Raw genomic sequence first — 14494 nt, forward strand, 5'->3', positions numbered from 1 at the left:
GCTCACGAAACCGTTCGCTTCCCTGTGGAGGGGCCGGAGTTCTGTCAATGTATGTACAGGATTATTTTCCTCAAACTTATCCCCGCCATTTCCGCCTCGGCTATAATCCCGCCGCGTGTGTCGGAAGGAAGCGGCGATGGAGTGGAGTGCGGCAGTCGAGAAGAACCGGGAGGCGCTGAAGCGCATTCTGGCCATGCTCGTCGCCATGGCCGAGATGGGGCTTGGCGCCGGGGGACAGTTTACTTTCTTTCCGCGGAAGGGCGCGGTCGCTTCAAGGCTGGTGCGGGCGGAAAAAAGTAAACTGTCCCCGGCACTTAGCCTTCCTCGTCATCTCCACCGCGCCATCCTGAAACTGCTGTTTCCGGCCGAAGCCGCGGTTCGCCGGCTGATCATCGCGGTGGCGCAAGGCATCGTTCTTCCGCCGATGCGCCCGCGCAAGCCAAAATCCCCGGTCCTGCGAGGGGCCCGCGCCTTCATGCCGAAAGGGCCGAAGAGACGTCCGAAATCCGCCGCGGGCGCGCAAAATCTGCCGCTGGTCGATCCGGCGTGGCGGTGGAACACGCGGGCATGGCGGCCGGCAGCCACCAGCGTGCCGCGCATATTGGGGTTCGACGCCTATGCGCGGTTCACGCCGCTGCCGCCGCCGCCATCGCCAGACGATCCGGTCGATGCGGCGCGGCTGGCCCGCCGGCTGGAGGTGCTCGCCTCGGCGCTCGACGATTTGCCGGGCCAGGCAAAGCGGTTCGCCCGCTGGAAGGCGCGGCGCGACGCGGCGCTCAAGAAACCAGAAGGCACTGGCCGCATCCGGCGCCTGTCGCCGCTCAGGCCCGGGCGTCCGCCCGGCGGCCGGCTGTCGCGCTACGACCCGGTCGCGACGCATCCCCGCAACATCCGCGAGATAGACGAGATTCTGGCGCACGCCCATGCGCTGGCCGTCCACGCGCTGGAGCGGCCCGACACGTCCTGACGCCACCGCCAGCCGGGCATCGCAATCGGAAAAAAACGGCCCGCGCGGATTTTTTCCGCGTCGCGGGGCGATGGCTGCTGTCCGAAAATGCCCGGGCCTTTTGGCCGGTCGAACCTTGGCAGGCTGACCGGCTATCGTGCCTCTCGGAGTTCTGGCCGGATCAGAACAGCCCCTCGATCTGGCCCATCTCGTTGAGAAAAATCTTTTCCGAGGAGGGCGCCTTGGGCAGGCCGGGCATGGTCATGATCTCGCCGCAGATCGCCACGACGAAACCCGCCCCGGCCGACAGCCGCACCTCGCGCACCGGCACCACATGGCCGGTCGGGGCGCCGCGCAGGTTCGGGTCGGTCGAGAAGGAATATTGCGTCTTGGCCATGCAGACCGGCAGATTGCCGTAGCCGGCCTGTTCCCACTGGTGCAACTGGTCGCGCACCGACTTGTCGGCGATGGCCTCCGAGCCACGATAGATGCGCTTGACGATCGTGTCGATCTTGTCGAACAGCTTCATGTCATCGCGGTAGAGCGGCGCGAACTGCGAGGCACCGCTCTCGGCAAGCTGCACCACCTTGTGTGCCAATTCCTCGATGCCGGCCGAGCCGTGCGCCCAGTGCTTGCACAGGATCGCCTCCTCACCCATCGCCTCGACATATTCCCGCATCGCCGCGATCTCGGCTTCGGTGTCAGAATAAAAATGGTTGATGGCGACCACCGCCGGCACGCCGAACTGTTTTACGTTCTCGATGTGGCGGCCGAGATTGGCGCAGCCCTTCTTCACCGCCTCGATGTTCTCCTTGCCGAGGTCTTCCTTCTTCACCCCGCCATTCATCTTCATGGCGCGGACCGTGGCGACGATGACCGCCGCCGCCGGTTTCAGGCCGGCCTTGCGGCATTTGATGTCGAAGAATTTTTCCGCACCAAGATCGGCGCCGAAGCCGGCTTCCGTCACCACGTAGTCGGCGAGCTTCAGCGCGGTCGTGGTGGCGACCACCGAGTTGCAGCCATGCGCGATGTTGGCGAAGGGGCCGCCATGCACGAAGGCCGGGTTGTTCTCCAGCGTCTGCACGAGGTTCGGCTGGATGGCGTCCTTAAGCAGCACGGCCATGGCCCCGTCCGCCTTGAGGTCGCGGGCGTAGACCGGCGTCTTGTCGCGGCGGTAGGCGACGATGATGTCGCCGAGGCGTTTTTCCAGGTCTTTCAAATCGTTGGCGAGGCAGAGGATCGCCATGACCTCCGAAGCGACGGTTATGTCGAAGCCGGCCTCGCGCGGAAAACCGTTGGCGACGCCGCCCAGCGAACAGATGATCTCGCGCAGCGCGCGGTCGTTCATGTCCATGACGCGCCGCCACACCACGCGGCGGATGTCGATGCCCTGCTCGTTGCCCCAATAGATGTGGTTGTCGATCAGCGCCGACAGCAAATTGTGCGCCGTCGTGATGGCGTGGAAGTCGCCGGTGAAGTGGAGGTTCATGTCCTCCATCGGAACGACCTGAGCAAGGCCGCCGCCGGCAGCACCGCCCTTGACGCCGAAGTTCGGGCCGAGCGAAGCCTCGCGGATGCAAGTGATGGCGCGCTTGCCGATGCGGTTGAGACCATCGCCGAGACCGACCGTCGTCGTCGTCTTGCCTTCGCCGGCCGGCGTCGGGTTGATGGCGGTGACGAGGATCAGCTTGCCGTCGCGCTTGCCACGCTGTTCCTTGATGAACTCGGCGGAAATCTTCGCCTTGTCGTGGCCGTAGGGGAGCAGGTGCTCGGTCGGAATGCCGATCTTGGCGCCGATCTCCTGGATCGGCTTCTTCTTGGCGGCGCGCGCGATCTCGATGTCGGATTTGAACTCGGCCATAGGACTCCCCGGGATTCGGTTCAGGTGTTTGTCGCGGCGGACACTCCGCCTCTCTCCGGCGCGCATAGAAGCCCGAGCCCGCGATTTCGCGCCGTCTCAAAACAGCCGCCCGATGCACGGATTGCGACAGGGGAAATGAGCGAATAGCGAATAGGCAGTAGCGAATAGGGCGAGCGCCGCCCGTGCGGGTATCTGCTAGCGATCCCAACGTGCCCAGAGACCCTTCTCGCTATTCGCTATTCGCTATTCGCTATTCGCTATTTACTCAACTACTGCGCCAGCACGTTGCTGATTTCCACCATGTTGGAGCGCACGCGCAGGATGTAGAAGCCCATCGTGGTCAGGTGCGTGGCGAAGATACCGGTCTCGCTGCTGTTGGCGATCAGCCAGGGCTGGATCTTCAGCGCGGCCACGAATTGCGCGTCCATCGTCTGCCAGAGATTGGTCAGGTTGCGCTGCTTGATGACGTCTTCGAAATCGGCCTCGGCGGCCTTCATCAGGCCGTAATAAGCGTAGAGCTGGCCGTAGGCGAACCAGAAGCGGTCGTCGGCGCGCGGGTCGAAGAAGCCGTAATTGTAGTTCTCCGCGCGATCCTTCAGCAGCGCAGAGGTCGAGCCGATGTCGCTGGCAATGCGGTCGAGATAGATTTTCAGATTGTCGGCGCGCGCGTCGAACACTGTCTGGCACTTTTCCAGACGGCTGTTGAAGGACCGCAGTTTGGCGATGGCGTCGCGATAATAGCTCGGCGTCGGCGTCTTGGGGCCGAAGGGCTGCAGGCCGAAATACCAGGTCTCCTCGTCGAACTGCATGTTCCCGCGGGCGTCCTGAAGATCGTTGTCGATCTGCGAGGTGGTGCGCACGCGGCCGAGATTGTCGGCGAGTTCGGTGGTGGTGCGGCGGATCGCTTGGTTGATGCCGCGCTGGAACGACGCCTTGTTGTCCATGAACGGCGTGTTGTCCCAGTCGATGCCGAAGAAACCCAGCTTGTACAGGATCATCGACGAGATCCAGGCATTGTCGTTGACGTTGAACTGGATCAGGTCGGCCGAGACATCGGCGATGGCCGAGCGGCCGCAGGTGCGCGAAGAGTCCGTGCCGGAGCCGGCGGCGAACTGCTCGCCGGCCGAAACGTTGCGCTTCTCGAAACTGTAGGCGTCGACATAGTTCGGGTTGAAGCCGTTCCACACCTGGGTGACGTAGACGAAGCGGCCGTAGAGCGCGACCAGCAGGAGGATCGCCGCGCCGAAGATCAGCTTCAGGATCCAGCCGCTCTGCATGTACCAGCGGCCGAACCACATGAACGGCCACAGGATGATGCCGATCACAAAGCCGATGGCCTTGCCGATCATCTGGAAGATCCAGGTGAAGAAATTCACGATCGGATCGAGCATCCCGTCTTTACTCCCTCGCGGACCGGCGCCCGTCGCCGGGCATGTTCTGGGTCAGTCCGTCAGACCGTAGAGGCGCGTGCGCAACCCCACCTTGTCCTTCAGATATGAGGTTTTCAGCGTGTTCACAACATAGGCCCGGAAGCTTTCATTCCAGCCCTCGTAGTCGCGATAAAAACCCTGTTTGTTGAAGACATAACGCGCGACGAAATCATATGGCACGAAATCGGAGATCAGCCGGTTTGTCAGCCAGGCATCTGGGTGGTCGGGTCTGGCGCGCACCACCAGGAAACGGTGTTTCGGGAACACGTCCTCGATGCGCAACTGCCCGAGCTGGGCGATCTCGCGTTTCGCCGCGTTGAGGAAGGGAAACGTTCCCTCCCGGCCGATCAGTTCGGCGTGGCCGTGGATCCACGCCTGCAGCCATACCTTGTCGGCCTTTGCGAAATCGGCGACCGGATCGGTCTGGTGAATCAGCGAGGCGATCAGCATCTCGGCGCGGTGCTCGAGATAACCCGACGTCTCGATCCAGGACGCGCGCGGCAGTTCGAGGCGGCCGCTGGAGGCGAGGAAGGCGAACACCTTCTCGGCGTCTCCCGTGGAGAGATAACTGACCTGCCAGGGTCGCGAGCGTCGGAACCCTGGTGCCGACGGATCGCTGATCACCGTCGTCACGTCGGAATCGACGAAGACATAGATGCCGCCGAAATGGCTGGTCCAGAAGGCGTTGTGGCGGAAGATCACTTGGTCCGGCACCAGCGCATTCTCGCGGATGTCGCCGCAGACTTTCGCCAACTCGACCATGCGGTTCAACATGTCGTCGTCGCGCCAGGCTTCCGGCTCTTGCTTCAGCCGGTCGACCAGTTTGCCGAGTTCGGCCGCCTTACCCAGCACGTCCTCTGCCGACAGCACGCGGAACTCGACCTGGTTGATGGACAGCAGGTCCTCGATGTCCTCGACCTTGGTGACCGAATCCTCGATCTCGCCGTAGATCACGTCCTTGATGGTCAGCGCGTTGATGGCGCGCTGGTTTTTGGTCATGAATTCGTAGATGAGTTGCGAGGTGTTGGAGAAGGCCGTGTGGACCACCGGCAGGTCGGCCTGCGCGGGGGTCAGGATGATGAAGCGGCGGTTGACCTCGTTGGGGTCGAGATAGAGCGGATCGCCGAGTTCGTCGGCCACCTGCGGCGAGAAACCTGTGCGGTCGATCTCGAACGACGTCCGTTTTGTTGGCGGCAGGCCGAAGGCCGTCAGCGCCTTGTTGTAGCGCTCGACCAGATGCGGCTCCTCGACCGGCAGCAGTCGGCCGTAGATCAGTTCGTTGTCGCGCAGGAGGTCCATGTCCTATCCGACTCCTTCAGGCGTCCGGTAAGGGAGACGCGACGCCCGCTTGCCTTGCGGCATTCGCCAGACGCGCATCGAGCGTTGCCAGTGGCAACCCTAGGCGCTTTGCCAGCTCCAGATAGGTCGCGTCGTAAAGCGACAAGCCATGCGTATCCGCCAGATCGACGCAATTCGTCCATATGGAGTCGCTACCATCCGCATCCTGCTTCAGGGGCAATGCGCCGATCCTTTCAAACGCGCGCCCGCGAAATTCGGTAGTGATCCGCTTTCGTCTCACGGCAAGAAGAAGCGCGTTGCCGACCTCGATCCTGAACAATGCCGGCACGGTCCCGCCGTCAACAGCAACGCGCTGGAGAACCGTCTCTGCAAGAAGGCTGTTCTCGTCAGGCATGACCCAATTCAACGCGATCGAACAGTCGAGCACTACACTCAATAGCGCCTACCCATCTCGATATAGTCACGTATGGTGAGACCCTCGGGGTCAGGCCTTACCTCCTTGCGCATATCCAGAAGATCGCGCGCTGCCTGCCGCGCTTTCTCGACATCGCGCACCTGCGCAGGCACCAACCGTGCCACCGGCCTTCCATGGCGCGTGATCGTGATTTCCTCGCCGTGCTCGACGAGTTCCAGAAGGGCACTCAGCGAGTTCCGCGCCTCCAATGTTCCGACTTCACGCATAGTTACACCGTTTCTAGCCAGCCACGCCAGAATTTAGCGTCGCCGTCGCGAGCTTTCAATCCCTTGAGCAGCTAGTCTGGAAACTCCGACCCCTCGCGGTTGGCTTTTGCGGCCGATAGCGTCCAGTCGATCAACCTTTGCGTATCCTCAGGTTTGTTAATACCCCAGTCGCGTCCTCGACCTCCAATTGCGATGTAGGTCTTGAGGACTGCTTGAAACGCTTCTCTCGTCCGTGGCCCCCATTTCCCATCCAGCGCTCCCGAGTAGACGCCGTAGGCCTTTAGCGCAGTCTGAGCGTTGACCAGTTGTGGACCGCCGCCGGCAAAGTGTGCTTGAATGATCGCCAGTTCCGAGCGCACGTCAATCTCTTGGGCTTGGGCTTGGGCTTCGCCGAGCAGCCCAAGATCGACGCTTCGTGCCGCAAGGCTCCAAGCGGAGAGAGCCAGAAGCGCTATCGCCAGGCTGAATGCGATGCCTCGCTGGCTCCTACGCATCCCACAGCCCCTTCGCCTTCAGTTCCTCCATCTCCTTCACTGCCCGCTCGCGCAGCCGCGCATCCCGGATCAGCTTGCTCACCGCCGCATCGTCCGACTTGTCGGAGTAGCGGAATTCGGAATCGGCGTAGCGGTTGATCTCCTGCACGACCATGTCCATGGAAAACGGCCCGCGCAGTTCCTCGATCATCGCCTTCTTCTCGTCGTAGCCCTTGTGCATGAAGACTTCCGGTTTCTCGAACCAGTCGTCGGGAAGTTCGATGTCCATCGCCCGCATTTTTATCGCATCGGTGACGTTCTTGATGGCGCGGCCGGTGAAGCGGGGCTCGGCTTCCTTGATCATGTGGAGGTACTCGCCGACGTCGGCCAAGGTCTTAGGCTCGCCATTCTCCTTGGTGAAGCGCTCGAACACCTTCATCAGACCGTCTTCCCGCGGCTTGGCGTGCTCCTCATAGGCTTCGGTCACGGCTCGCTGGATTTCCTGAGCGGCATAGAGTTGGTGATCGCCCAGCGGGATTTTGTGGTTCTTGCCGGCGAGCAGGACAAAAATGTCGATGTAGTCGTCCTTCGTCTGCGGTCCGTCGACCAGCCAGCGGGCGCCGGCGCGCTGGCGCAGCGCATCGTCGACGTTCTCGGGATAGTTGGAGAACATACCGAAGGTTGAGTTGCCGCGCACCACCGTTCCAGCGCCGGCGAACGCGTCCATCAGCACGCCGGTGATCTCCTGCTGGCCGGCCGAAGCCCGGTCGTCCGAACGCTTCGCCGCCACCTGGTCGATGTCGTCGATGGTGCCGAAGCCGATGGCGCGGGGGTCGAGCACGTTGGTGATGAACTGCCGGCAGTTCTGGCCGGATTTTCCCTGGTAGGACGAAATCTGGTCGACGCCGAAATTCTCGTAGTGGAAGGGGTAGCCCGCAACCTGCGCGTAGCCGTTGACCAGGCCGGCGATCATCTGGATCAGCGTCGTCTTGCCGGTGCCCGGCGCGCCGTCGCCGATGAAGGTGAACAGGAAGCCGCCGAGTTCGACGAAGGGATTGAGCTCCCGGTCGAAATCATAGGCCATCAACATTTTTGCCAGCTTCACCGACTGGTATTTGGCAATGTGGTTGCCGACGACCTCTTCCGGCTTCTTGAAGGTCATCACCAGCGGTTTTGTCTTGCGCCCCGGCGCCACGTCGAAGCCGTCCAGCGTGAAATCGTCGGCATCGATGCGGATATGTGCATCCTCGAAGGCGCCGAGCGCACCGTCGAAGCGGCCTTTTCGCGACAATAATCCGTCTATGGCGACGCGGGCGAAAGCTTTTGCGCGGGTTGCGAGGTCGGCCTCGTCCTTGACGCCGGCGACCGCCTGGTCGAGGCCGGCGACCAGCGCCTTCAATGCATCCTGCGGCGTGTCGAAAACGAAATGCGGTTCGGCCACGTCGTTCGGGGCCTCGCCGTCGCTGTCGATGAGTTGCCAGAGATAGGAGGCGAAGGAGAATGCCGAGACGTAAGCCGCTGCCGACAGAAGTTTCTTGAACTGCGCCGCGTCGTCGCCCTCCAGCGGCGCGCGGGCATTCCGAGCCTGCAGCGCCTCGAGATCGGTGCTCTTTGCAAAAACATCCGCGACCGCCAGCGCCACTGCCAGCCCGCGCCGCGCTCGAAACAGCAGCGTGTGCTGGCCGATCGACATCAACTGGTCGTCGGGGCGGATCGCCGCCACCGTCTTGGTCAGTTCGACCTCGCGGGTGCGCCGCACCGAACCGGTCGAGACGGTGGAGACGAAGCGGCGGCCGGTGCCGGCCAGGGCCGTGCCGGACTGGCCGGACTGATCCTCCAGTACGACGACGCGGGTGATCATGGACTGCGCGATGGAGCGGTGCTTTTCGATATCGGCTTCGGCGATCGTGGTCAGGCCGGCGTCCATCTTACTCTCCCATCGATGGGCCGGTACTTGACCGCTTTGGCTTCGACCTCAAACATCCGAGATCACCTGTCCCTTCGACAGGATATGCACCTTGTAGCCCGTGAAAATCTTCTGCGTTTCGCCCGCCGCATAGAGCGCCTGGTAGGCTTCGTGCGGCACCAGCGCGTGTTTTTCGTAGGACGACACACCCTGACGCGCGGCCTCCAGATCGTCGGTGTTGATGTGGAATTCCTGCGTGGTCTTCTCGCTGGACCACAGGCCGCGCCGTCCGGGCTTTTCCGATTTGGAGAAGACTTCCTGCAGCGTCCAGGTGAGCAGCCAGGCGTTTTCCGGCCTGCGCACCTTGGAAAGGACTTCGGTCACCGTCGAATTGTTCTCGGTGATCCCCGCCGAATAGAACGGGCCGAGCACAACGCGGCGAAGCTGTTTTGGGTGAAGCGTCTCGAAATCCTTGTCGAGGTTGGTGGCGATGGTCACCGGCGACAGCGTGTAGGATGAGTTCTTCTCGGTGAAGTCGTCGAAGCGGTGCGCGAGTTCCGGATTGAGCAGGCCGTCGACGGGCAGCGGGATGTCGACCTTCTCGTTCAGCTTGCCGTTTTCCGCTACGAGTTGCTCGACCATCGCGGGCGAGGAATCCTCGATCGTCGCCATATAGATCAGCGGCAGGTTGGCGCTGCCGTCGAACGACGCCCAGTGCACGAGATAATAGGGCCGGGAGGTCTTCGGGTTGACCGAGACTTTCACCGTCTGCGCCAGGTTGAACGGGCTGAACACGGCGCCGGCGCCGACATCCTGCAGATAGAGCCGCTCGGCGAGCGAGCGCTGGAGCGCTTCCGGAAATTCCTTGTGGCGCAGGATGAAGTCGGCCATCTCGGCGCGCAACTCGTCCGGCTCGGGGATGGCGGCCAGCCGCTTGTCGGCGGTGCGGCGGTCATTCTCCAGTTCCAGCAGGTTCTGGAAGACGGGAAAACCGCTCTCGGCGCGCGAGATGCGGAATTTATCCATGAAACCCAGCCGGTTTTTCCAGCAGGCGAAGGAGATTTCCAGCCGCGCGATATAGTCGGCGACCACCTTGGCGACGATGCCGTGCCGGTAGAGCGGCGAGGAATCGTCGCGCATGAATATGCCGAGCCCGTCGAGCGCGGCCGAGATCGCGTCGAAATAGCGGATGGCGGGGTCGTCGGCAGGGGTGGTCATGCGTGTCTTTCCGGACGACCGGAGTTTCGTCGCACCCCCCTCTGTCCTGCCGGACATCTCCCCCTCAAGGGGGGAGATCGGTCGGCCGCTTTGTTTTCGCCAATCATCGACATTGGCGATTGAGCGGCAAGGTCTACGCTGCCAACCTCCCCCCTTGAGGGGGAGATGTCCGGCAGGACAGAGGGGGGCGCGACGAAACGCAAAGCGGGCCTAGTCGCGCCTACGACTGCACGTAGTCCGAGGCGTTGTGCTTCCTCAGCACCTCCTCGAAGCGGCGGGCGAAAGCGTCGTCTGCCAGCTTCTTGCGGCGCTGTACGTCGGCGGTGGCCACCATGTTCTTCTCGTGCATTTCCAAGAGGTCGCCGATGTGCTTCTGCGCGGCGGCTCCGATGCCCGCCATCGTTTCCTCGGCGGTGTTGTCGACCTGGCTGCCCAGGGTGTTGATCTTGTGCGCGACTTCCTGCTGGGCGGCGGTCTTCAAACTGTCCTCCAGCGCCTTGTAGAGGACGATGCGCTGCTCGGTGTCGATGGTCAGCTTGTTGATCAGCGTGTTCTGCGCGGCGATCTGGTTGTTCAAGGAATCGACGAAGGTCTGGAACATCGAGGTGTAGCGTTCCAGCGTCTGGCTCTCGGCCAGCAGTTCCTGCTCCTTCGCCTGCTTCTCGTTGTATTCGGTTGCCAGTTTCGAGCGCTCGCCTTCCAGTTCGGTGCGCTCCTTCTGGGTGGTGGAGGCGGCGATCTTGTTCTCGATGTCGAGCAGCAGCGGATTGAGTTCCTCGATGCGCTTTTGCACCGCTTCCAGATTGGCCATCGTGCCCTTGCGCCGCTCGATCACCGCGCCGAGGCTGGTCTCCGAGGTCTTGTAGCGTTCCGTCAGAACCTGCTTCTGGGCTTTCAATATGCCGACGATCGTGTCCGACTTCGAAAGCAGTTCCTGCAAATTGCCGGCGAGCGACATGTTGCGGACGCGATCGGTGCGCATGCGCTGCTTCGACTCGTCGGAAAAGATACCGACGAAGGTCTCCCAGCCGGTAAAGCTCTTCATGTTCTCGAATTCGGAGCCGAAGGCGTTGGTGGCGTCCTCCAGGCCGATGATCAGGTCGGCGATGTTGCTCTCCATCACCTTCTGCTGGTTGATCACGTCCGCGATGCGGGCGTTCTCGATGTCGAACTCGGCGGCGCCGATCTTCTGGTCGGTCGTGGCGATCTGGTCCAGAACCGTGCCCGACTGCTCTATCTTGGAGCGCATCTCCTGGACGACCTTCTGGGTCTTCGCAATCTCGGCATCGAAATTCTGCAAGGTCGCCATTCCACATCTCCCGCTAACGGCCTCAGATGACAGCGAATATATGTGGGGCATACGGCGAATGAAAGACGCTTCGGCGGAGCGTTTTTCTTGGCGGAAACCCGGCGGCGGCGGGTCGCGTCGGCTGCGAGCGCCGCGGATTGTCGCCTTTGGACAATCGCTTGGCGTGCATCGCGCCATCGTCCCGCTTGAATCCGCACAAGAATGGTGTTTGGCTTACCATCCCGCGGATGCGCTGGAACCGGTGCGCCCGCAAACAAAACAATGCAGTGGGAGAACTTTCGCATGTCACGTTTCACATATCTCGCAGCGTCGGCCGGCCTGGCCGTGCTGCTTGCAGCCGGCCCGGCTTTTGCCGGTGATGCCGAGAGCTGCAAGAAGGTCCGCCTGTCGGATGTCGGCTGGACCGACATCCAGGCGACGACGGGCGTCGCCTCGGTGCTGTTGACGGCGCTCGGCTACGAGCCCGAGGTCATCCAGCTTTCCGTGCCGGTCACCTATGCCTCGCTGAAGAACAACGACCTCGACGTCTTCCTCGGCAACTGGATGCCGTCAATGACCGCCGACATCAAGGACTATACCGCAGAAGGCTCGGTCGAGACGATCGGCGTGAACCTCGAGGGAGCAGGCTACGGCATCGTCGTGCCGTCCTACGTCGCCGAGGGCGGCGTCAAGACGCTGACCGATCTCGGAAAATTCAAGGACAAGTTCGGCAGCAAGATCTACGGCATCGAGGCAGGCAATGACGGCAACCGCATCATCCTCGACATGATCTCCAAGCCGGAGAACAATCTCGAGGGCTTTGAACTGGTCGAGTCCTCGGAAGCCGGCATGCTCACGCAGGCCGAGCAGTCGATCAAGGGCAACGAATGGATCGCCTTCCTCGGCTGGACGCCGCATCCGGTGATGGGCGCCATGAACCTCACCTATCTCGACGGCATGGGCGATTCCGGCTTCGGCGCCGCTACGGTCAGCACCAATGTGCGCAAGGGCTACGTCGCGGAATGTCCGAATGTCGGCAAGTTCATCGGCAACCTCAAATTCAACCTCGACATGGAAGGCGTGATGATGGACGCCATCCTGAAGGGTGCCGATGCCAACACCGCCGCCACCGACTGGCTGAAGGCCAATCCCGACGCGGTCACGCCGTGGCTTGCCGGCGTCACCACCTTCGACGGCGGCGATGCGGCGGCGGCGGTCAAGACGGCGCTGGGCAGCTAGGCGCTCGCCCCACACGAATGAGGGAGGGCAGTCTCTGCAAGGGGGCTGCCCTTTTTAGACGGCTATGACATGATCGGCTGTGGCCGCGGGCGGGAGGCCGAGAACAAGAGGGGGTGAAATGGATCCGATCTCGAAATTCCTGGCGGCCTACAAGATCCCGATCGGCGCCTGGGGCAAGGCGTTCTTCACCTTCCTCACCGACAATTTCAATGTCTTTTTCCGAGGTCTCTCCAGCGGCCTGAATTTCCTGCTCGACGGAATCGTCGACGGATTGCTTCTCCTGCCTCCGGTGCTGCTCGCGGTGCTGATCGCCGCACTCGCCTGGTATCTACAGCGCTCGCGCAACCTCGCCATCGGCGTGCTCATCGGCCTGCTGTTCATCATCAACCAGGGACTGTGGAAGCAGACCGTCGAGACGCTGGTGCTGGTCGCGGCGGCGGCCGCCGCTTCCATGGCGATCGGTGTGCCGCTGGGCATCTGGGCGGCGCACAAGCCAAAGGTCTACCGGGTCATGCTGCCCATCCTCGACCTGATGCAGACGCTGCCGACCTTCGTCTACCTGATCCCGGTGCTCACCCTGTTCGGCCTCGGCAACGCGCCCGGCCTCATCGTCACCATCATCTTCGTCATCCCGACAGCCGTGCGGCTCACCCATCTCGGCATGACCAGCATTCCGAAGGCGATCGTCGAGGCCGGCGAATCTTTTGGCGCGACCAAGAGCCAGCTTCTGTGGAAGGTGGAACTGCCGGCGGCGCTGCCGACCATCATGGCGGGGCTGACGCAATGCATCATGCTGTCGCTTTCGATGGTGGTGTTCGCGGCGCTGATCGGCGCGGGCGGCCTCGGCACCGAGATCAACCGGGCGCTCGGCTCGCGCAAGATCGATCTCGGGCTCGAGGCGGGCCTGGCGATCGTCGTGCTCGCCATCGTGCTCGACCGGATGACCCGCATCGGCGTGGGAGGCAAGAAATGAACGTTGCGGTCGATTTCAAAAATGTCGATATCGTCTTCGGCGCGGACACCAGCGGGTCGCTGGCGCTGATCGACAAGGGCGCGACACGCGCCGAAATTTTGGAGAAGACCGGCAATGTGCTCGGCTGCGCCGGGGCCAACCTCACCGTCAACGAGGGCGAGATTTCCGTCCTCATGGGCCTCTCGGGTTCGGGAAAGTCGACGCTGCTGCGCGCCGTCAACGGCCTCAACGTCGTCTCGCGCGGGAAGGTGCTGGTCAAGGAAGGCGACCGTCAGGTCGATGTCGTCTCCTGCGATTCGGCGACCTTGCGGCGCGTGCGCCAGCACCAGGTGGCCATGGTATTCCAGCAGTTCGGCCTGCTGCCGTGGCGGACCGTGGAAGAAAATGTTGGCTTCGGGCTGGAGCTTTCCGGCGTGCCCGAGGCCGAGCGCAAGGCGCGGGTGAAGAAGCAGCTCGAACTCGTGCATCTCGACCAGTGGGCAAAAAAATACGCGCACGAGCTTTCCGGTGGCATGCAGCAGCGCGTCGGCCTGGCGCGCGCCTTCGCCACCGAGGCGCCGATCCTGTTGATGGACGAGCCGTTTTCCGCGCTCGATCCGTTGATCCGGACAAAACTCCAGGACGAACTGCTGCAGCTTCAAAAGACGCTGAAGAAGACGATCATCTTCGTCAGCCACGATCTGGAGGAGGCGCTGAAGATCGGCAACACGATCACCATCATGGAAGGTGGGCGCATCGTGCAATCCGGCGCGCCGGAAGACATCGTGCTGAAGCCTGCCAACGCCTATGTGCGCGACTTCATTGCCAATGTGAACCCGCTGTCGGTGCTGACGGCGTGGAATGTGATGCGCGACCGGCGGGACCTGGAGCCGGCCGGCGAGGGCTGGACCTGGCTCGACCGGCGCCGCACCACTCGGTTCAAGGTCGACGTGGACGGGCTGGTGGCCGCCGCCGAGCGCGACGGCAAGCCGGTCGAGTGGGTGTCCTGCGCCGATGTCGAGCGGCATCCGGAGGACGGCTCGCAGGTGTTCTGGGCGACGCCGGGCACGTCCTTGAAGACGGTCATGCTCGCCATGCACCGCTCGCAGACCGCGCCGGTCGCGCTGTTCGACGACCAGTCGCGCTTCGTCGGCGCGATTGGCATTCGGGATGTGCTGAGCGCGGTGTTGAGGAGGTAGTG

Annotated in this window: 13 protein-coding genes; 4 read left to right on the forward strand and 9 right to left on the reverse strand. The window is 62.6% G+C overall.

Annotated features, from left to right (window positions below):
* The first annotated feature begins 136 nt into the window (after positions 1-136).
* A complete protein-coding gene (locus ABMA59_RS00630; RefSeq protein ID WP_349003358.1) occupies positions 137-967 on the forward strand; it encodes a hypothetical protein in 831 nt (276 codons plus the stop codon).
* Between the two features lie 160 nt (positions 968-1127).
* Here ABMA59_RS00630 and ABMA59_RS00635 read toward each other — a convergent pair whose 3' ends face one another.
* From ABMA59_RS00635 to ABMA59_RS00675, 9 genes are all read right to left on the reverse strand, one after another.
* Positions 1128-2807: a formate--tetrahydrofolate ligase gene (locus ABMA59_RS00635; protein ID WP_349003359.1), complete on the reverse strand. Its 1680-nt coding sequence runs from the start codon at positions 2805-2807 to the stop codon at positions 1128-1130.
* A 269-nt stretch (positions 2808-3076) separates the two neighbouring features.
* Entirely contained in the window at positions 3077-4198 is a 1122-nt protein-coding gene (locus ABMA59_RS00640; protein WP_349003360.1) for a DUF2333 family protein, read from the reverse strand.
* 51 nt (positions 4199-4249) lie between these two features.
* Positions 4250-5536 (reverse strand): DUF6638 family protein, encoded by a 1287-nt coding sequence (locus ABMA59_RS00645; protein WP_349003361.1) that lies wholly within the window; start codon positions 5534-5536, stop codon positions 4250-4252.
* 16 nt (positions 5537-5552) lie between these two features.
* Positions 5553-5963, reverse strand: coding sequence for a type II toxin-antitoxin system VapC family toxin (locus ABMA59_RS00650; protein WP_349003911.1), 411 nt, complete (start codon positions 5961-5963; stop codon positions 5553-5555).
* A gap of 5 nt (positions 5964-5968) precedes the next feature.
* Positions 5969-6217 (reverse strand): type II toxin-antitoxin system Phd/YefM family antitoxin, encoded by a 249-nt coding sequence (locus ABMA59_RS00655; RefSeq protein WP_349003362.1) that lies wholly within the window; start codon positions 6215-6217, stop codon positions 5969-5971.
* A gap of 71 nt (positions 6218-6288) precedes the next feature.
* Positions 6289-6711 carry a peptidoglycan-binding domain-containing protein gene (locus ABMA59_RS00660; protein ID WP_349003363.1) on the reverse strand — a complete coding sequence of 141 codons (423 nt, stop codon included), beginning with the start codon at positions 6709-6711 and terminating at the stop codon, positions 6289-6291.
* Positions 6704-8617 carry an AAA family ATPase gene (locus tag ABMA59_RS00665; protein WP_349003364.1) on the reverse strand — a complete coding sequence of 638 codons (1914 nt, stop codon included), beginning with the start codon at positions 8615-8617 and terminating at the stop codon, positions 6704-6706. Before ABMA59_RS00665 ends, ABMA59_RS00660 begins: the two co-directional genes overlap by 8 nt.
* A 48-nt stretch (positions 8618-8665) precedes the next feature.
* The gene (locus tag ABMA59_RS00670; protein WP_349003365.1) at positions 8666-9814 is read right to left on the reverse strand and encodes a hypothetical protein; all 1149 of its coding nucleotides are present in this window, start codon (positions 9812-9814) and stop codon (positions 8666-8668) included.
* Between the two features lie 220 nt (positions 9815-10034).
* On the reverse strand, positions 10035-11123 hold the full coding sequence (locus tag ABMA59_RS00675; protein WP_349003366.1) for a hypothetical protein: 1089 nt from the start codon (positions 11121-11123) through the stop codon (positions 10035-10037).
* A gap of 282 nt (positions 11124-11405) precedes the next feature.
* Here ABMA59_RS00675 and choX point away from each other — a divergent pair, with 282 nt between their 5' ends.
* From choX to choV, 3 genes are all read left to right on the forward strand, one after another.
* A complete protein-coding gene (gene choX / locus ABMA59_RS00680; protein ID WP_349003367.1) occupies positions 11406-12341 on the forward strand; it encodes a choline ABC transporter substrate-binding protein in 936 nt (311 codons plus the stop codon).
* Positions 12342-12459: 118 nt separating this feature from the next.
* Entirely contained in the window at positions 12460-13314 is an 855-nt protein-coding gene (gene choW / locus ABMA59_RS00685) for a choline ABC transporter permease subunit (RefSeq protein ID WP_349003368.1), read from the forward strand.
* A complete protein-coding gene (choV, locus tag ABMA59_RS00690) occupies positions 13311-14492 on the forward strand; it encodes a choline ABC transporter ATP-binding protein (RefSeq protein ID WP_349003369.1) in 1182 nt (393 codons plus the stop codon). Before choW ends, choV begins: the two co-directional genes overlap by 4 nt.
* The last annotated feature ends 2 nt before the right edge of the window (positions 14493-14494 follow it).

Source organism: Mesorhizobium yinganensis (assembly GCF_040081985.1).
Lineage (GTDB): Bacteria > Pseudomonadota > Alphaproteobacteria > Rhizobiales > Rhizobiaceae > Kumtagia > Kumtagia yinganensis.